General features: G+C 69.4%; 16 protein-coding genes. 4 read left to right on the top strand and 12 right to left on the bottom strand.

Annotated elements, in window-relative coordinates:
- Window positions 1–100 precede the first annotated feature (100 nt).
- Window positions 101–1,204 (bottom strand): YlbL family protein, encoded by a 1,104-nt coding sequence (locus E3O49_RS05290; RefSeq protein ID WP_134366049.1) that lies wholly within the window; start codon window positions 1,202–1,204, stop codon window positions 101–103.
- A 202-nt stretch (window positions 1,205–1,406) separates the two neighbouring features.
- Between E3O49_RS05290 and E3O49_RS05285 the strand changes: the two genes are divergently transcribed.
- Window positions 1,407–2,711 carry a zinc-dependent metalloprotease gene (locus tag E3O49_RS05285; protein ID WP_134366050.1) on the top strand — a complete coding sequence of 435 codons (1,305 nt, stop codon included), beginning with the start codon at window positions 1,407–1,409 and terminating at the stop codon, window positions 2,709–2,711.
- A gap of 189 nt (window positions 2,712–2,900) precedes the next feature.
- On the opposite strand, the gene E3O49_RS05280 is transcribed toward E3O49_RS05285, so the two are convergent.
- The 4 genes from E3O49_RS05280 to E3O49_RS05265 all read right to left on the bottom strand — a co-directional run bounded on the left by E3O49_RS05280 (window position 2,901) and on the right by E3O49_RS05265 (window position 7,351).
- Window positions 2,901–3,764: an aldehyde dehydrogenase family protein gene (locus E3O49_RS05280; RefSeq protein WP_134366051.1), complete on the bottom strand. Its 864-nt coding sequence runs from the start codon at window positions 3,762–3,764 to the stop codon at window positions 2,901–2,903.
- Window positions 3,761–5,302 (bottom strand): aldehyde dehydrogenase family protein, encoded by a 1,542-nt coding sequence (locus E3O49_RS05275; protein WP_134366052.1) that lies wholly within the window; start codon window positions 5,300–5,302, stop codon window positions 3,761–3,763. The genes E3O49_RS05280 and E3O49_RS05275 overlap by 4 nt, the downstream gene beginning before the upstream one ends.
- A gap of 11 nt (window positions 5,303–5,313) precedes the next feature.
- On the bottom strand, window positions 5,314–6,312 hold the full coding sequence (gene deoC / locus E3O49_RS05270) for a deoxyribose-phosphate aldolase (RefSeq protein WP_370263618.1): 999 nt from the start codon (window positions 6,310–6,312) through the stop codon (window positions 5,314–5,316).
- 88 nt (window positions 6,313–6,400) lie between these two features.
- A complete protein-coding gene (locus tag E3O49_RS05265; RefSeq protein ID WP_134366054.1) occupies window positions 6,401–7,351 on the bottom strand; it encodes a sugar-binding transcriptional regulator in 951 nt (316 codons plus the stop codon).
- A gap of 131 nt (window positions 7,352–7,482) precedes the next feature.
- Between E3O49_RS05265 and E3O49_RS05260 the strand changes: the two genes are divergently transcribed.
- Window positions 7,483–8,187, top strand: coding sequence for a maleylpyruvate isomerase family mycothiol-dependent enzyme (locus E3O49_RS05260; RefSeq protein WP_134366055.1), 705 nt, complete (start codon window positions 7,483–7,485; stop codon window positions 8,185–8,187).
- 27 nt (window positions 8,188–8,214) lie between these two features.
- On the opposite strand, the gene E3O49_RS05255 is transcribed toward E3O49_RS05260, so the two are convergent.
- Genes E3O49_RS05255 through truB form a run of 4 tightly spaced genes read right to left on the bottom strand, consistent with a single transcriptional unit; the run spans window position 8,215 to window position 11,006 of the window.
- The gene (locus tag E3O49_RS05255; RefSeq protein WP_134366056.1) at window positions 8,215–9,144 is read right to left on the bottom strand and encodes a bifunctional riboflavin kinase/FAD synthetase; all 930 of its coding nucleotides are present in this window, start codon (window positions 9,142–9,144) and stop codon (window positions 8,215–8,217) included.
- Window positions 9,141–9,590 (bottom strand): hypothetical protein, encoded by a 450-nt coding sequence (locus E3O49_RS05250; protein WP_134366057.1) that lies wholly within the window; start codon window positions 9,588–9,590, stop codon window positions 9,141–9,143. The genes E3O49_RS05255 and E3O49_RS05250 overlap by 4 nt, the downstream gene beginning before the upstream one ends.
- 37 nt (window positions 9,591–9,627) lie before the next feature.
- Window positions 9,628–9,996 carry a hypothetical protein gene (locus tag E3O49_RS05245; RefSeq protein WP_134403014.1) on the bottom strand — a complete coding sequence of 123 codons (369 nt, stop codon included), beginning with the start codon at window positions 9,994–9,996 and terminating at the stop codon, window positions 9,628–9,630.
- Entirely contained in the window at window positions 9,993–11,006 is a 1,014-nt protein-coding gene (gene truB / locus E3O49_RS05240) for a tRNA pseudouridine(55) synthase TruB (protein ID WP_134366071.1), read from the bottom strand. Before truB ends, E3O49_RS05245 begins: the two co-directional genes overlap by 4 nt.
- Window positions 11,007–11,153: 147 nt before the next feature.
- Here truB and E3O49_RS05235 point away from each other — a divergent pair, with 147 nt between their 5' ends.
- Window positions 11,154–12,158, top strand: coding sequence for a ketopantoate reductase family protein (locus tag E3O49_RS05235; RefSeq protein WP_134366059.1), 1,005 nt, complete (start codon window positions 11,154–11,156; stop codon window positions 12,156–12,158).
- A gap of 175 nt (window positions 12,159–12,333) precedes the next feature.
- On the opposite strand, the gene E3O49_RS05230 is transcribed toward E3O49_RS05235, so the two are convergent.
- Window positions 12,334–12,987, bottom strand: coding sequence for a nucleoside/nucleotide kinase family protein (locus E3O49_RS05230; RefSeq protein ID WP_134366060.1), 654 nt, complete (start codon window positions 12,985–12,987; stop codon window positions 12,334–12,336).
- 100 nt (window positions 12,988–13,087) lie between these two features.
- On the opposite strand from E3O49_RS05230, the gene E3O49_RS05225 reads away from it, so the two are divergent.
- Window positions 13,088–13,942, top strand: coding sequence for an A/G-specific adenine glycosylase (locus tag E3O49_RS05225; protein WP_166787108.1), 855 nt, complete (start codon window positions 13,088–13,090; stop codon window positions 13,940–13,942).
- Window positions 13,943–14,060: 118 nt separating this feature from the next.
- Here E3O49_RS05225 and rbfA read toward each other — a convergent pair whose 3' ends face one another.
- Window positions 14,061–14,588, bottom strand: coding sequence for a 30S ribosome-binding factor RbfA (gene rbfA, locus E3O49_RS05220; protein ID WP_134366061.1), 528 nt, complete (start codon window positions 14,586–14,588; stop codon window positions 14,061–14,063).
- Window positions 14,589–14,686: 98 nt separating this feature from the next.
- The gene (gene infB / locus E3O49_RS05215) at window positions 14,687–17,548 is read right to left on the bottom strand and encodes a translation initiation factor IF-2 (protein WP_134451098.1); all 2,862 of its coding nucleotides are present in this window, start codon (window positions 17,546–17,548) and stop codon (window positions 14,687–14,689) included.
- Window positions 17,549–17,601 lie beyond the last annotated feature (53 nt).

The raw sequence follows: 17,601 nt of genomic DNA, 5'->3' as shown, positions 1-17,601 counted from the left end.
GGCCTCTTGATCTCGAAATCGGCGGTCAACCTTCATCTTAGACAGGCCCGCCGAACGAATACCCCACGTTCGCTGGGGGCTCACTCAACGTTCGCTGCTGCTAGGCGGCCGGGCACTGCGGCAGGGCTCCGGCGCCCTTTCCCGTGCGGATGGCGTCCAGCGCGGCCAGTGCGTCGTCGAGGGCGTCGACCGAGAAGACCGTCAGGCCGTCCGGAACATGCCCGGTGACCTCGTCGCAGTTGTCCTTGGGCGCCAGGAACCATTCCGCACCGGCCTCGCGCGCGCCGGTGAGCTTCTGCCGGATGCCGCCGATCGGCCCGACCTCACCGGCCTGATTGATCGTTCCGGTGCCCGCGACATCCGCCCCGCCCTGGATGGCGCCGGGGGTGAGCTTGTCGATGATGCCGAGAGCGAACATCATGCCCGCGCTGGGCCCGCCGACCTGGTCGAGCTGGATCTTCACGTCGAACGGGAACTCGTACTTGCTGGTCACGTTGATGCCGACCACCACGGCGTCGCCCGAGGCGATCGGGGTGACCCGCACGGTCAGGGTCTTGCCGTCGCGGAGGACGCCGATGGCGGCCGGGGCGTCCACCCCGTTGGCGGCCAGCGCGGAACGCAGCGCCGTGATGTCGGCCACGGCGGCGCCGTTCACCGAGACGACCTGGTCGCCGGTCATGATCAGGCCCGCGGCCGGGGAGTCTTTGGGCAACGACGCGACCTGGAGGATCGTCGGATAGTCGTAGCCGAGGTTGGTCAGCGCCGCGGCGATCGCATCCTGCTGCGAGTTCACCATCAGCGCCTGGTTCTCGTCTTCGCGTTCCTTTGTGGAGACGTCGGCCGGGAATGCGGCGTCGATCGGGATGACGGCCTGGGTCGGGTCCAGCCACGCCGCCGCGACCGTCAGCCAGCTCGGCCGGTTTTCGGGGTTGCCAACCAGCGAAACCGTCAGCAGGTCGAGTTGGCCCTCCGTCGGGTACACGGTCTCGTCCGGGATCGTGATCAGCGGAACGTCTTTGCCATTCTGCTCGGCCGTTCCGATGGTGTTGTAGACCGGGCCGGGCTTCTCGATCACGTACGGGGACGGCGTGATGGCCAGGATCAGGCCGATGGCCAGCGCAACGGAGATCGCCACCCAGCCCACCTTTCCGGCACGGTGAGACCGACCGGCCGGCAGCGACGAGTCTTCGGTGAAGAGGGCCACCGGGCTCCTTCCAGATCTGCGCTCGATGTTTGCGCTCGATGTTCGCGACAGGCGCACACCGGTTTTCCAGCGTAGGACATTTCCCAGTCCCCGCCATGAATCTCCGGCTAGCGTAGAGGCACGTGACTGAGAGGTGCCTGAAGTGGCTGACGACGACTCACGACCCGACGAGGGTCACAATCCTGAAGATGAGTTTCGGGACATGCTTCGCGACATCCTGTCCGGGAAGTCGTCCATCGACCCGAGCCAGCTGGCCGGGGCCGCCGGCCTTCCCAGCGACCCGGTGAGTATCGCGGCGCTGATGAACCAGCTCCAGGGCGCCCTGCGCAACTCCGGGGACGGTGCCATGAACTGGGACGCCGCACTCAGCCAGGGCCAGGAGCGCGCCGCCAACGGGCAACTCGCCGTCACCGATGAGCAGCGCACCGCCCTCGACCAGGCCTTCCACATCGCCGCGCTATGGCTGGACGAGGTGATCTCGGTCGCCGAGCTCACCACTCCCCCGAAGTTGATGACCCGCAAGGAGTGGGTCACCGCGACGATGCCGCTCTGGACCCAGCTCGCCGAACCGGTGGCCACCAGCATCTCCGATTCGCTGACCCGGGTTCTGACTGAGCAGGCTCCCGAGGAACTCAAGGGCATGATGGCCGGCGCGAGCCAGGTCATGCGCAGCATCGGCGGCACCCTGTTCGCCATGCAGCTCGGTCAGGTCGTCGGGCAGCTCTCCAGCGAGGTCGTCTCCGGCGGCGACGTCGGCATCCCGCTGCTCAGTGACCAGCAGGCCGCCCTGCTGCCCCAGAACGTCGCCATTTTCGGCGAGGGACTTGACGTTCCGGACGACCAGGTACAGATCTACCTGGCCGTGCGCGAGCTCGCCCACGCCCGGCTGTTCCGGCACTCGCGGTGGCTGCGCCTGCACCTGATCAGCTCAATCACCGACTTCGCCCGCGGAATCCACATCGACTCCGGCCGGCTCGAGGAACTCGCCGACGGCTTCGACCCCTCCAATCCGGAGGAACTGCGCGAAGCCATGGTCAACGGTTCGCTGATCCCGCCGAAGAGCGAGTCCCAGCTGGCCGCGCTGGCCCGGCTGGAGACGATGCTCGCCCTGATCGAGGGCTGGGTCGACGTCGTCACGCTCGAGGCCACCAGCCGCCTCCCCCGGGCCGATGCCATCGCCGAGACCGTGAAGCGCCGCCGTGCATCCGGCGGGCCGGCCGAGTCCGCGTTCGCCACCCTGGTCGGGCTGGAGCTGCGCCCGCGCCGTCTGCGCGAGGCCGCCGCCATGTGGCAGGCCGTGACGGATGCCGTGGGCAACGACAAGCGCGACGAGCTGTGGGCGCACCCCGACCTGCTGCCCACGTCGGCCGACCTGGACGCCCCTCAGGCCCTCGTGGCCCGGCTGACCAGCTCGGCGGCCGGCGCCGAACCGGTGCTGGACGAAGTGGACCAGGCCCTCGAGGACCTGCTGCGCGACGACGGCACCGAGCGCCCGCACGAGGAATAGTCGCGCGCTGCCGGGCCCGCACGGAACAACCCACGCTGCCCCCACGGGCGACACTCGCGCGGCCCTGACGAATTCGACGGAGATTTTAGGGTTTTGACGCCCTGCAGGCGCTTTTTTGGCCTTTTAGGCCAAAGTCTCCGTCGAATTCGTTAGGCGGGCCAGAGCTGGGGCCGGCCCGATCAGGGGCGGCTAGATCAGGCCCTTGGTGTGCCAGATCGTCTTCGTCTCCGTGAACGCCACGATGCGGTCGAGCGAGGGGCTCGCGGCATCCGGACCATTCTCGGGCTGCAGCACCCGGGTGAGCGTCTCGGCCGCGTCGATCTGGAGGTTGATCCAGTCGAGGTCACCGGCCCCGACGAGGTCGATGGCATTGACGTCCGCGTGGCTGGCCAGCCACGGGGCCATCTCGGCGGGTGAACCGGTCAGGATGTTGACCACGCCGCCGGGAACGTCGCTGGTGGCGAGCACCTCGCCCAGGCTGATGGCCGACAGCGGCATCCGTTCGTTGGCCACCACGACGACCGTGTTGCCCGACACCAGGGCCGGGGCCACGGCGCTGACGAGGCCGAGGAGGGACCCGCCGGTCTGCGGGGCGATGATCGCGACGACACCGGTGGGCTCCGGCACGGAGATGTTGAAGTAGGGACCGGAGACCGGGTTCGCGTTGCCGGCGACCTGCACGTACTTGTCCGCCCAGCCCGCGTACCAGACCCACCGGTCGATGGCCTCGTCGACCTGGGCGGACGCGGCGGCCGCCGAGACGCCCTCCGACTTCACGATCTCGTCGATGAACTGGGCGCGGCGCCCTTCGAGCAGTTCGGCGATCCGGTAAAGCACCTGGCCGCGGTTGTACGCTGTGGCGCCGGCCCAGCCGCCGAGGGCGGAACGGGCGGCGACGACCGCGTCACGGGCATCCTTGCGGCTGGCCTGCGCGGCGTTGGCGAGGAACACCCCGTCGTGCGAGCGAACCTCGTAGACCCGGCCGGACTCGCTGCGCGGGAACTTGCCGCCGACGTAGAGCTTGTAGGTCTTGGGAACGGCGAGGCGGGTCACTTTGCGGCCTTCTTTCGTGAAACGGGGGTCTTCGGGTCTGATTCCGTGGCGGCGATGCGAGCGGCCGGAGCGGCATTCACCGTGCGGGCGGCGGCGCGGCTCGCGGCCGGCTTGAGGTACGAGGCGAGGCCGTGGCGACCACCCTCGCGCCCGTAACCGGACTCCTTGTAGCCGCCGAAGGGGCTGGCCGGGTCAAAGCGGTTGAACGTGTTGGCCCAGATCACCCCGGCGCGCAGCTTGTCGGCGACGGCGAGCATGCGGCTGCCCTTCTCGGTCCAGATACCGGCGGAGAGGCCGAAGGGCGTGTTGTTCGCCTTCGCGATCGCCTCGGCCGGGGTGCGGAAGGTGAGCACGGACAGCACCGGGCCGAAGACCTCATCGCGGGCGATGCGGTGGCTGGTGGACACGTTCGTGAAGATGGTCGGCTTGAACCAGAAGCCGTTGTCCGGGAGCACGCAGTCCGGGCTCCAGCGCTCGGCGCCTTCCTGCTCACCGATGTCGGTGAGTTCACGGATGCGCTTCAGCTGCTCGGCGCTGTTGATCGCACCGATATCGGTGTTCTTGTCGAGTGGGTCGCCGAGGCGCAGGGTCGAGAGCCTCGCCTTGAGGCGGTCGATGACGTCGTCGTGAATGCTCTCCTGCACGAGCAGACGGCTGCCGGCGCAGCAGACGTGGCCCTGGTTGAAGAAGATCCCGTTGACGATGCCCTCGATGGCCTGGTCGATCGGCGCGTCGTCGAAGACGATGTTGGCCGCCTTGCCGCCGAGTTCGAGGATGACCTTCTTGTCGGTTCCGGCGACCGAGCGCGCGATGGCCCGGCCGGCTCCGGTAGACCCGGTGAACGCGACCAGGTTCACGTCGGGGTGCCCGACGAGGGCCTGACCGGTCTCCCGGCCGCCGGTGACGATGTTGACCACGCCGGCGGGAAGGTCCGCCTGCTGCAGGATCTCCGCGAACAGGAGCGCGGTCAGGGAGGTCGTCTCGGCCGGCTTGATCACGACGGTGTTGCCGGCAGCGAGGGCCGGCGCGATCTTCCAGGCGAGCATCAGGAGGGGGAAGTTCCAAGGGATGACCTGCGCGGCGACGCCCCGGGACGAGGGGGTGGGGCCGACTCCCGCGTGGTCGAGCTTGTCGGCCCAGCCCGCGTAGTAGAAGAACCAGGCCGCGACCAAGGGAACGTCGACGTCGCGGCTTTCCTTGATCGGTTTGCCGTTGTCGAGCGTCTCGGCCACGGCGAGCTCGCGGGCCCGTTCCTGCACGAGGCGCGCGATGCGGAACAGGTACTTGCCGCGATCGCTGCCGGAGAGCTTGGACCAGGTATGGGCGTAGGCGCGGCGGGCGGCGGCCACGGCGGTGTCGACGTCCGCAGAGTTGGCGTGGGCGATCATCGCGATCTGTTTCTCGGTGGCCGGGTTGATGGTCTGGAACGGCTCACCGCGACCGGCGACGAATTCGCCGTCGATGAAAAGGCCGTAGTCCGAACGCAGGTTCAGCAGGGCCTGGGACTCCGGGGCCGGAGCGTAGTCAAGAAAGCTCATGGGGTGATCCTTTAGTCAATCGTCACGTAGTCGGGTCCGGAGTAGTGTCCGGTGGTCATCTTCTGGCGCTGCATGAGCACGTCGTTGAGCAGGCTGGAGGCCCCGAACCGGAACAGGTGCGGCGTGAGCCACTCCTCGCCCACGGTTTCGGCCACGGTCACGATGTATTTGATGGCGTCCTTGGAGGTGCGGATGCCGCCGGCCGGCTTCACGCCGACTTTGTCGCCGGTGAGGCGGTGCCAGTCGCGCACGACCTCGAGCATGGACAGGGTCACGGGCAGCGTGGCCGCGACGGGGACCTTGCCGGTGGAGGTCTTGATGAAGTCTCCCCCGGCCAGGATGGCCAGCCAGGACGCGCGGCGCACGTTGTCGTACGTGTTGAGCTCCCCGGTTTCGAGGATCACCTTGAGGTGGGCGTAGCTGCCGTCGGCCCGGCGGCAGGTCTCCTTGACGGCGACGATCTCGTCGTAGACCTGGCCGAAGCGTCCGGAGAGGAAGGCGCCGCGGTCGATGACCATGTCGATCTCGTCGGCACCGGCGAGGACCGCGTCGCGCACGTCGGCGAGCTTGATCGCCAGGGACGCGCGACCGCTCGGGAAGGCGGTGGCGACGGCGGCGACGTTCACGCCGGCATCCGTGCCCGCGGAGTGCGCCGACCCGAGGGCCGCCACGGCGTGGGGAACCATGTCGCCGTAGACGCAGACCGCGGCGACGCGGGGGCAGGTCGGGTCGCCGGCGTCGGGGGTGAGCGCCTTGCCGACCAGGGAGCGCACCTTGCCGGGGGTGTCGGCTCCTTCGAGGGTGGTGAGGTCGATCAGGCTGATGATCTTGTCGATCGCCCACTTCTTGGAGCTGGTCTTGATCGAGCGGCTGCCGAGGTCGGCGGCCCGCTGCTCGAGTCCGACGGCGTCGATCCCGGGGATGCCATGCAGGTACCGGCGCAGGTTCGCGTCGGTGGCCTCGCCGCCGATGAGCGCCAGGGCTCGTTGCCCGGTGTTCAGCTGGGCCATAGCCGATGGGCTACTAGTCATGAGTTGTCCTTGCGGTTGGTGTGGTCCGGATGGTCTGGTCTGGTTCGGATGGTCTGGTCGTTCGGGCTCACGCGTGCTCGCCGAGGATGGCGAGGGCGGTGTCTTCGTCGGTGACCAGCACGGTGCACAGCCCGCTGCCGACGACGGCGCGCGCGATGGCGTGCTTGGAGCTGCCGGCGATCACGGCGATCGCCGTTTTCGCGTTGCGCAGCTGTTCGAGCGGGATGCCGACCGTGCGCTCGTCGAGTTCCGGGTCGACGATGTTGCCGTTGCTGTCGATGTAGCGGCCGACGATGTCGCCGACGGCTCCCTTGCGCACGAGTTCGGCCACCTGCTCTTCGGTTAGGTAGCCGCTATCGACCAGGGCCGAGTTCTGGTCTGCCTGGCCGGCGCTGAACAGGTAGGCGGATGCCGACGCCCCCAGCTTGAGGACGGCGCCGACGGAGCGGTCCGCTTCGATCGCCCGTTTGGTCTCCAGGCGTTCGAGGATGGCGGGACTGGGCAGCAGGGTCGCCGCGCCGGACGCTTTGTGCGCCATCGTGACGGCGGTGGCCGCCGCGGTGCCGGCGCGCCGGTTGAGGCTGACGCCGCCGTTGATCTGCACGACGTTGACGCCGTTGGCCCAGCCCTGCTTGAGGTGGAGTGACACCTCGTGCAGGGTGCGGCCCCAGCTGATGCCGAGGGTGCGCGGGACCGGACGCAGACCGGTGAGGTAGTCGGCGGCGGCCTGCGCGGTGCGGGACTGGAGTTCCTCGTCGCCGGAGACGCCCGCGGAGGAGACCACGATCGCATCCGTCAACCCGGTGGCCTCGCGGAGGCGGCGTTCCACGGACAGGCGACGGGCCCGCGGGTGCACGATCTCGATCCGGATGAAGCCGCTGGCCTTGGCCTGGGCGAGCAGCCGGCCCACCTTCCAGCGGGTCAGCCGGAGCACTGTGCCGATCTCGTCTTGCGTCTTGTTCTCTTCGTAGTACAGCTCGGCCGCACGAATTGACAGCAGTTCGTCAGTGTCCGTCACCCTGGTGCTCCATCCGATTTGTCACCAGCCTAAGACTCCCGCAGCCGGTGATCAACACGTGTAGGCAATCTTGCTCATCTGAGCAGGCACGGTGCCGGGGCGCACGCGGCGAGCGATCTAGGCTGGGGCGCATGGCAGATCTCTCGAAGTACCTCCCGCTAAGCCAACGGCCGGTCGGTGACGAATCCAGGGTCTCCTCTGACTGGGGCCCGCAGATCGCCGCCACCCTCCTCGCCACCGCCGATCTGCTGGACGGACTCAGCCCCGAGCAGTGGGAGGCGCCGAGCCTCTGCGCGGACTGGCGCGTGCGCGATGTCGCCGGTCACCTCGTCTGGCGGTTGGGAAGCTCAAACCGCGAGCTGCTGCGGAGCGCCGGCCGGGCCTGGCTGGCGGGCCGTTTCCTCAACCCGAACCGGGCGATCGACGCCGTCAGCCGTGCCGCCGCCCTGACCGAACCCTCCGAGCTGATCGCGAGCCTGCGCCGGATCGCGGCAGACCGCACGGCCGGGATCGGCCGGCAGGGAGTCACCGAGCTCACCGAGGCCGTCGTGCACGGCTTCGATCTGGCGCACCCTCTCGGCCTCGCCCTGACGGTCGACCCGACCGCGGCCGGAGCGGTCGCCCTCGGCCGCGCCCAGCGTGCCTCCACCCCGGTCAAGGCGGTCCTGCGCCGCCGCACCCTGGTGGCGTCGGATGCGCTCTGGCGCGTCGGCCGAGGCCCGGATTACCGGAGCACGGCCGAAGACATCGTGCTCTTCCTGTTCGGCCGCGCCGGGCTCACACCGGCGCCTCCGGCGGCTCCGACCGTTCCCGAAGACCTCACCGACCCGGTCTGAGCCTTCTCGGACCCGGTGCGGGCTGCGTCAGACGAGGATTCCGCGTGCCCGTTCCACGTCGTCGCGCATCTGCACGATCAGCGGGTCAACGCCGGTGAAGGCGACCATGCCGCGAATGCGGTCCACGAACGACACCTCCACCACATGGCCGTACAGATCGATGTCGCGGTCGAGCACGTGGGCTTCGACCTGCTTCTGGGGCACACCGTCGAAGGTCGGGTTGTTGCCCACCGAGATCGCGGCCGGGTAACGGATGCCGGCATCCGTCAGCCAGCCCGCGTAGACGCCGTCCGCGGGGATGAGCCCCTCAGAGTGCGGTGACAGGTTGGCGGTCGGGAAGCCGAGTTCGCGCCCCCGCTTCGCACCGTGCACGACCTCACCGCGAACGGTCGGCACGTGCCCGAGCAGAACGGACGCCGCTCGGACGTCGCCCTGCGCGAGCAGTTCCCGGATCCAGGTCGAGGACACCCGGCGGCTTCGGTCGGGCATCACGTCCTCGATCAGGCGCACGGCGAAACCGAACCTGTCCCCCAGCTGCTGCAACAGGGCCACGTCGCCGACGCCGCCGGCGCCGAAGCGGAAGTCCCGGCCGACGAGCACCGAGCGCGCGTGGAGTCCGCGCACGAGGATGCGCTCGATGAAATCCTCCGGCGGCAGGCCGGCCAGCGCCTGGTTGAACTCGAGCACGAGGGAGGCGTCGACCCCGGTTTCGGCCAGCAGGGCGAGTTTCTGTTCGGTGCTGATCAGGGCCTGCGGACAGGCATCCGGCTTGAGCAGGGACAACGGATGCCGGTCGAACGTGACCACGACGGAAGCCAGGCCCGCCTGCTCGGCCGCTGACTTCAGCTCGGCGACGACCGCGCGATGTCCGGCGTGCACGCCGTCGAATTTGCCGATGCTGACGGCGGAGGCCGGCCAGTCCTCGGGGATGGCGGCGACGCCGCGCATGATCTTCATGAGCGGACTTTGCCGCGTCGGGCGAGCCACCACATGCCCAGGATCGGAAGCACGAGCGGCACGAATCCGTAGCCGCGACCGAAGAACGACCACACCGTCTTGTGCGCGAACAGCTCCGGATCGACCACGCTGAGGGTGCCGACCACGAGCACTCCGACGAGCTCGAAGCCGATCGTGATCCACGCCACGCGTCGCCAGGGCCCGTCGCTCTTGATCAGGGCGATCGTGGCGACGATGTAGACGACCGCGGCCAGGGCCGAGAGGGAGTACGCCAGCGGGGCCGGGCCGAACTCCTCGGGGTCGAAGATCTGCACGAACGAGCGCCCGGTGGCCGCCAGCGCGAGCAGGCCGTAGACGGCGATCAGCACCCGGCCGATGCCGGTCACCCGGGTCGGTCGAACGGGCTCGGCGGTCGTCGCTGCGTCGTTGCTCTGTGGGGCGGTCATGGCGTTTTCATTATCGCAGCATCCGTTGGAACCGAGATCACAGCCCCTGCACCGTCCAGATCTGCCACATCCGGTAGACCATCACTGCGACGGCCAGGCAGGATGCGCCGACGATGACCGTGCTCCAGCGGCTGCGTTCGATCAGCGCCCAGACCACGGCGGCGACGGGCACCAGGATGGCGCTGATCAGGTAGGTGTAGAACTCGAGCACGCTGCCGCTGGCGTTGTTCCCCGTAAAGGGGGCGACGATGGCCACCACCAGCTGGGCGATCAGCAGCAGTTCCACCAGCGCCGTGGCGCCCAGCGAGAGGTCGCTGGGCTTTCGGTCGGCGAGGCCCAACCCGATACCGAGCAGGCCGGCGACTGTGGCGACGCCGAGTTGCAGCCAGGTGAACCACTCGATCATGATGCGTCTCCGTGGTCTCCGGCGCCGGCGGCTCCAGGCTCGGTTGCTGCGGTCGCGACTGCCGGGGCGGCGATCTCGTCGGGCGGGAAGTTGATCAGCGATTTGGCGTGGTCGCCGCGGTACTCGACCAGGCCGACCAGCCGTCCGTCCGGCGCGACGGCAGCGACCGGGCCGTCGACGTGGTCGGCCGGGTCCACCTGGATCTGCTTGCCGTGGCCGAGGTCGATCGCCTGCTGCTCGGTCAGGTCGAGGCGGCCCAGCACCCGGGTGGCGGCATCGGCGGGACCGATCAGAGCCGCCGGGACGTCCAGTTCCTCCAGCGGCTGGGCCGCGTCGATCCGGAAGGGGCCGATGCGGGTGCGGCGGAGGCTCGTGAGGTGGCCGCCGACGCCCAGGCCTGCGCCGAGGTCGCGGGCGAGCGCCCGGATGTAGGTGCCGGAGGAGCATTCCACCCGCACGGTCAGGTCGAGGTGGCCGTCGGCCGCCGCCGTGTCGATCAGTTCGAAGGCGCTGACGGTGACGGGACGGGACGGGAGGTCCACCTCTTCGCCGGCGCGCACCCGGGCGTAAGCGCGCTTGCCGTCGACCTTGATGGCGCTGACGGCGCTGGGCTGCTGCGAAATGGCTCCGGTGAGCTTCGCGATCCCGGCCGCAACGGCCTCCGGGGTGAGGGCGGTCACTGCGTCGACGGATGCCCGGCCGAGCTCTTCGCCCTCCGCGTCATCCGTTGTCGTGGAGGAGCCGAGCCGGATGGTGGCCAGGTATTCCTTGTCGAGGCCGACGATGTAGGTGAGCAGCCGGGTCGAGCTGTTGATGCCCAGGATGAGCAGCCCGGTCGCCATCGGGTCCAGCGTTCCGGCGTGGCCGACCTTGCGGGTTCCGGCCAGGCGGCGGGTGCGGGCGACGGCGTCGTGACTGGTCCAGCCCTGGGGCTTGTCGATCAGGACCAGGCCGCTGGCGGTGCCGCGGACGCGCGGTGCGCGCGGGGCGCGCGCCGGTTCAGCGGGGATTCGCCCGGACGTCGGTTCGCTGGCTGGTCCGTCGGATTCTTCGCTCACTCATGACATGCTATCCGGCCACCGGGCACCGGCCGCCCGCGGGCACTCTCCCCCGCACCCGTGCCCGCGGTGCCGACTCCCCCGACCTAGGCTGGGGGCATGAAGATAGCCGTGATCGGAGCGGGCGCCCTCGGCGGCACATTCGCGACGCTGCTGGCCCGGGCGGGTCACGAGGTTACCGTGACGGCCCGTGGGCTGGCGCTGGCGGTGATCCGGGCCGAGGGGATTTCGCTGACCGGCGGGTTCGGCCGGGCGCGGCAGCATCCGCTCGCGCTGGAACGGCTCGTGGAGACGCCCGACCTCGCCCTGATCTGCACCAAGGCGCAGGATGCCGCCGCAGCCATCGCGGAGAACGCCGCGGTGCTCGACGGCGCGGCTGTGATCGTCGTGCAGAACGGTCTCGACGGCGTGAACACGGCGCGGAGCCTGCTGCCACACTCGGAGTGCTTCGGCGCCCTGTCGATCATCGCCGCGAACTACTCGGCGCCCGGCCGGGTGACGATCACGACCGCCGCGCCCACCTACCTGGGCCGCGGGGACGGCGCCGCCGACGCGGCGACCAACGCGTGGCGGGACGTGCTCGCCGGCGCGGTTCCGACGGTGGGCATCGACAACTTCGTCGGCGCCCAGTGGACCAAACTCGTGGTCAATATGCTTAACGCCCTGCCCGCCATCACCGGGCTCAGCGTGCAGGAAGTGGTCGACGATGCGGGCCTCCGCCGGGTGATGACGTCCAGCATGCGGGAGACCGTTCGGGTGGGGATGCGGCGCGGTGTGCGCTTCGGTTCGCTGCAGGGCCTCGGCGACCGGCAGCTGCGCGCGTTCTCGCGGCTTCCATTGGCGCTCGGGCAGGTACTGCCGCTGCGGATGCGGAGGAGGATGGGCGACGTTCCGAACCTGGGCTCGACCCTGCAGAGCCTGAAACGGGGGCAAATCACCGAGATCGACTTCCTCAACGGCGCCGTGGTGCGGGAGGCCGGGCTGGCCGGCGTGCGGGCGCCCGTGAACGCCCTGTTGACCGCGCTCGTGCACGAGGTGGAGACGCGTGGAGTGCCACTGGCGCCGGTCGACGTTCTCGAGCGATTCGCGGCGCTCGCCCGCTGACCGCCGGCGCCCGGTCGCTCGCGCCAGGTCGCTCGCGCCTGGTCGGCATCCGTTCCTCCGCCATCCGTGCCTGCGCCCGTCGGCGAACGTCTCTCGCGGCGCACCCTCGCGACGCGGGCGCAGGTTGGAGGCTGCGCCCGCGGCCACAACCTGCGCCGCGAACGGAAGGGCTCGCTCAGCAGCTGTCGAGGATCACCCGGCGGGGTTCGTGCGGGTTGCTCAGGTCGATCACGGCGGTGGCCCGGCTGCGTGGCGTCGCCTCGTTTCGGTAGAGGCGGTCGGCCACATGGTGCTCGTTCGCGTCGTCCGTGGCCCCGGCATCCGTCGTCTCGGCTTCGGACTCGGCATCCGTTTCGACCAGTGCGCTGTACGACCAGAGGTCGCGCAGCTCCTTCCGGTTCAGGAATTCGCCGTCGACGATGAGGATGGCGTCGGCCGGCCCGGTCTGCCAGGTGGGCTCGATCCAGGTGTCCCGGTCCGGGTCGAACGCGCGGGTCACGAACCCGGTGCTGCCGCCCAGCCGGAAGGGTTCGAGCAGCACCCGCCGCAGCAGAGAGAAATCGTAGAGGTAGCGCAGCAGCCGCTCGGGAGATTCCGGACCGAACCGCCCCTGCTCGGCGCGAGAATGCCGGAATTGCCGCAGCGACGCACGGAAGACCGGGTGGCCCTGCTCGTCGAACACGGCGGCCAGGTCGTCGGCGAAGGCGGCGCGGGCCTCGGCATCCGCACCGTCGATGGCGATGACATGGCGGCCCAGGCCGTAGATGCCGAGGATCTCGCCCGCGAGGTCCCGCAGGAACTCGATCCGGGGTGTGGAGACAAGCTTCATGGATCGAGCCTAGGTTAGAACGGTGAACGTCACAGTCACCGGCAGCCCGGCAGCCAGCCCGGCACTCGGCCCCGCACTCAGCCCAGACCTCAGCCCCGGCATCAACGCCTGGTTCCATCTGAACGCCCGCGACCTGCCTTGGCGCCGGGACGGCTTCGGCGCCTGGGGCGTGCTGGTGAGTGAGTTCATGCTGCAGCAGACCCCGGTCAGCCGCGTGATTCCACGCCTGGAGGAGTGGCTCGAGCGCTGGCCCACCCCGGCGCACCTCGCGGCCGTGCCGCCAGGCGAGGCGGTGCGGGCCTGGGCGACGCTCGGCTACCCGCGCCGCGCGCTCTGGCTGCACGCAGCCGCGGTGGAGATCACCGAACGCCACGGCGGCCTTGTCCCGGAGGACGTCGACGCCCTGCTCGGTCTCACCGGGATTGGCGATTACACCGCCCGGGCGGTCGCCGCATTCGCCTACGGCCACCGGCATCCGGTCGTCGACACCAACACGAGAAGGGTCATCGCCCGCGCCGTGGCCGGCCAGGCCGAACCCGCCCCGCCGAGCCGCGGCCGCGACCTCGACGCCATGTCCGCGCTGCTGCCCGCCGGCCGCGACGAGGCCGCCCGATTCAACGCCGGCATCATGGAGCTCGGCGCGGTCGTCTGCACCGCGAAGTCCCCACGCTGCGACGGGTGCCCGATCCGCGACCTGTGCCGCTGGCGCGCCGCCGGCTATCCCGCCTACAGCGGCCCGCGAAAGGCAGTGCAAAAGAAGTTCGAGGGCAGCGACCGGCAGGTGCGCGGCCTGATCATGGCCGAGCTGCGCGCGACCCGGCACCCGGTGACGGATGCCGAGATCAGCGGGTTGTGGCCCGAGGCCGTCCAGCGCGAGCGCGCCCTGACCGGCCTGCTGGCCGACGGGCTCGCGGTGTCGGCCGGGGCCGGGCTCTACGTGCTGCCGCACGAGTGAGCATCGGAACCCGGGCAAAAAAGAAGCGGCGCGGACCGGCCTGAGCCGCACCGCACCGCACCGCACCGCACCGCGTTAGCGAACGCGATCCCTGAGGATCCCGCCCTACAGGCGCGACTTACTGGCGGGATTCCTCATCGAGGGGCGCTTCGGCGTGCTGGGCGGCCGGGGCCACCACGACATCCTCGTCGTCTTCTTCATCATCGTCTTCGTCAGCCTCGTCGTACTCACGCGGCTTGACGTACGGGTCCTCCTCACCGGCGTACTTCGCCGTGCGGGCCTGCTCCTCGACCTGGGTGTCGCGCTCGCGCGCCTCACGCAGGAGATCGTCGATGAGCGCGGCGTTCTCCGGGATCGCGTCGGCGATGAATTCGAGCGACGGGGTGAGCCGGGCCGTGATGTTCTTGCCCACCTCACTGCGCAGCATCCCGGTCGCCGCCTTGAGCGCGGCGGCGCTGTCGGCGCGTTCCTCGGCATTGCCGTAGACGGTGTAGAACACCGAGGCATGCTGAAGGTCGCCGGTCACCTTGACGTCCGTGATGGTCACGAAACCGAGCCGTGGGTCCCGCAGGCCGCGCTCGATCCGCTTGGCCACGATGACCTTGATGCGGTCGGCCATTTTCCTGGCGCGTGCCGGATCTGCCATGGTCTTACTCCTATTTTCGAAAAACTACCGAAGTGCGGGTCCCGTCCTCACCCTCGTTCAGGGACGCGAACGAAACCCGCACCATCATCCGGAGGTGGTTAGACCCGCGGCTTTTCCTTCATTTCGATCGTCTCGATCTCGTCACCGATCTGGATGTCGTTGAACTTGCCCAGGCCGATACCACACTCGAAGTCCGTGCGGACCTCGGTGACGTCGTCCTTGAACCGGCGCAGCGACTCGATGCCCAGGTTGTCTCCCACGACGATGCCGTTGCGGATGACCCGCGCCTTGGCGTTCCTGGTGATGACACCCGAACGAACGATGACACCGGCGACGTTTCCGAACTTGGAGGAGCTGAACACCTCGCGGATCTCGGCGACACCACTCTGCACCTCTTCGAACTCGGGCTTGAGCATTCCCTTGAGGGAGTTCTCAATGTCCTCGAGTGCGTTGTAGATGACGGAGTAGAAGCGCACGTCCACGCCTTCACGGGCGGCGCGTTCGCGTGCCTTCGTGTCGGGGCGAACGTTGAAGCCGATGATGATGGCGTTGTCGACGGTGGCGAGGTTGACGTCGCTCTCCGTGACCGCACCCACTCCGCGGTGGATGATGCGCAGCTGAACCGAATCGTCGACCTCGATCTTGAGGAGCGACTCTTCCAGTGCCTCGACGGCACCGGACACGTCGCCCTTGATGATGAGGTTGAGCGATTCGACCTTGCCCTCTTCGAGTGCACGAGTGAAGTCCTCGAGGCTGATGCGCTTGCGGGCCTTGGCCAGCAAAGCGTTCCGCTCGGCGGCTTCGCGCTTCTCGGCGATCTGACGTGCCGTGCGGTCTTCCTCGATCACGAGGAAGGTGTCACCGGCGCGCGGAACACTGGAGAGGCCCTGAACCTGGACGGCCCTGGACGGGGTGGCGGCGAGCACGGGGACGCCGTTCTCGTCTGCCATCGCACGAACACGGCCGTAGGCCGTTCCCGCCACGATGGAGTCTCCGACGTGCAGGGTTCCGGACTGGATGAGCACGGTTGCAACGGCGCCGCGGCCCTTGTCGAGGCGAGCCTCGATGGCCACGCCGCGAGCGTCCTTGTCGGGGTTGGCACGCAGGTCGAGTCCGGCGTCCGCGGTGAGCAGCACGGCGTTCAGGATTTCCTGGATGCCGATTCCCTGCTTGGCCGACACGTCGACGAACATGACGTCTCCGCCGTATTCCTCCGCGACGAGTCCGAATTCGGTGAGCTGCTGGCGCACCTTCTGCGGGTTCGCGCCTTCCTTGTCGATCTTGTTCACTGCGACCACGATCGGCACGTTGGCGGCCTGGGCGTGGTTGAGCGCCTCAATCGTCTGCGGCATGATGCCGTCGTCCGCCGCGACCACGAGGATCGCGATGTCCGTCACCTGCGCACCACGTGCACGCATGGCGGTGAACGCCTCGTGGCCCGGTGTGTCAATGAAGGTGATGGCGCGTTCGATGCCCTCGTGCTCGGTGACGACCTGGTACGCACCGATGTGCTGGGTGATCCCGCCGGCTTCGCCCGCGGCCACCTTGGCGTTACGGATGGCGTCGAGGAGAGCCGTCTTACCGTGGTCAACGTGGCCCATGACCGTGACGACGGGAGGCCGGGCGAAGAGTTCTTCGTCGGTCTCGTCTTCGAGTTCCTGGTCGATGTCGATGTCGAAGGCAAGCAGGAGCTCGCGGTCTTCGTCGTCGGGCGAGACCATCTGGATCTTGTAGCCGAGCTCGCTGCCGAGCACGTCGAAGGTGGCCTCGTCGAGGGACTCGGTCGCCGTTGCCATCTCACCGAGGTGGAACAGAACGGTGACCAGGTTTCCGGGGCTCGCGTCGATCTTGTCGGCGAAGTCCGTGATCGAGGCACCGCGGCGCAGACGCACAACGGTTCCGCCGTCGCCGCGGGGGACGCTGACGCCACCCAGCGACGGGGCCTCGCGCAGCTCGAACTCTGCCCTCTTCGTGCGCTTGGACTTGCGGGCCTTGTTCTTGCCGCCACCGCGACCGAAGGCACCAGCGGTTCCGCCGCCGGGGCCGCGACCGCGACCACCGGCGCCACCGCCACCAGCGGGGCGGGGCGGACCGAAGCCGGGGGCTCCAGCCGGAGCGCCACCGGGGCGCTGGAAGCCGGGGCGTGCGCCGCCGGCGCCGCCCGGAGCGCCACCGGGACGCTGGAAGGCACCCGGGCGCTGACCGAAACCGGTCGGGCGCGGAGCCTGGCCGGGTCCGCCCGGACGCGGCGCGCCGGGGCGCGGAGCAGCGGGGCGGGGAATGTTGCTGGGGGAAGACGTGGACGGCGGGCGCTGGCCCATGCCCTGTGCACTGGCGAACGGGTTGTTGCCCGGACGCGGGCTAGGGGTCTTGCCCATGCCCTGGTTGCTGGCGAACGGGTTGTTGCCCGGACGCGCAGCCGGCGGCTTCGGAACGGAGCCACCGGGCTTGGCAGCGGATGCCACCGCGCCCTCGGTCTTGGCGGCCGGAACATCCGTCGCGGCGGCCGGCTCGGCGGCTGCGGCAGCGGCCTTCTCGGCGGCGGCGGACTTCTCAGCCGCTGCGGCCTTCTCGGCTGCCTGCGCCTGACGCTCGGCAACGGTCAGCGGGGCCGTCGGCATCGGCGGGGCGTCCGCGGCGGGGACCGCTGCGGGAACCTCGGCGACAGGACGTGCGCCCGGCTTGACGGCGAGCTTGGCCGGTGACGGACGGGCGGCACCCGGCTTGGCCGGTGCTGCTGCCGCGGCGGGGGTCGCCCCGGCGGGAACTGCCGCAGACGTGCTCGATGCCGCACCGGACTCGGCCTGGAGGGCGGCGCGCAGACGGCGCGCTACCGGGGGTTCAACACTACTGGACGGTCCCTTGACGAACTCGCCCATTTCCTTCAATTTGGCAAGGGCTACCTTGCTGTCGACTCCGAGCTCGCTGGCGATCTCGTGTACGCGTGGTTTTGCAGCCACAATTCTCCTGTTCCGGGCCTGCACCCGGAAAGGGGCAGACCGTTAGTAACGGA

Origin of the sequence: Cryobacterium shii, from assembly GCF_004402595.1 — a bacterium.
Lineage (GTDB): Bacteria > Actinomycetota > Actinomycetes > Actinomycetales > Microbacteriaceae > Cryobacterium > Cryobacterium shii.
This window is presented reverse-complemented; position numbering and strand designations above follow the sequence as displayed.

What these genes read in the sequence shown, in the direction of transcription:
- E3O49_RS05285 (WP_134366050.1), top strand. Translation starts at nt 1,407, where the DNA reads ATGCTTCGCGACATCCTGTCCGGGAAGTCGTCCATCGACCCGAGCCAG.
- E3O49_RS05275 (WP_134366052.1), bottom strand. Translation starts at nt 5,302, where the DNA reads ATGAGCTTTCTTGACTACGCTCCGGCCCCGGAGTCCCAGGCCCTGCTG.
- deoC (WP_370263618.1), bottom strand. Translation starts at nt 6,312, where the DNA reads ATGGCCCAGCTGAACACCGGGCAACGAGCCCTGGCGCTCATCGGCGGC.
- E3O49_RS05260 (WP_134366055.1), top strand. Translation starts at nt 7,483, where the DNA reads ATGGCAGATCTCTCGAAGTACCTCCCGCTAAGCCAACGGCCGGTCGGT.
- E3O49_RS05255 (WP_134366056.1), bottom strand. Translation starts at nt 9,144, where the DNA reads ATGAAGATCATGCGCGGCGTCGCCGCCATCCCCGAGGACTGGCCGGCC.
- E3O49_RS05250 (WP_134366057.1), bottom strand. Translation starts at nt 9,590, where the DNA reads ATGACCGCCCCACAGAGCAACGACGCAGCGACGACCGCCGAGCCCGTT.
- E3O49_RS05245 (WP_134403014.1), bottom strand. Translation starts at nt 9,996, where the DNA reads ATGATCGAGTGGTTCACCTGGCTGCAACTCGGCGTCGCCACAGTCGCC.
- E3O49_RS05235 (WP_134366059.1), top strand. Translation starts at nt 11,154, where the DNA reads ATGAAGATAGCCGTGATCGGAGCGGGCGCCCTCGGCGGCACATTCGCG.
- E3O49_RS05230 (WP_134366060.1), bottom strand. Translation starts at nt 12,987, where the DNA reads ATGAAGCTTGTCTCCACACCCCGGATCGAGTTCCTGCGGGACCTCGCG.
- rbfA (WP_134366061.1), bottom strand. Translation starts at nt 14,588, where the DNA reads ATGGCAGATCCGGCACGCGCCAGGAAAATGGCCGACCGCATCAAGGTC.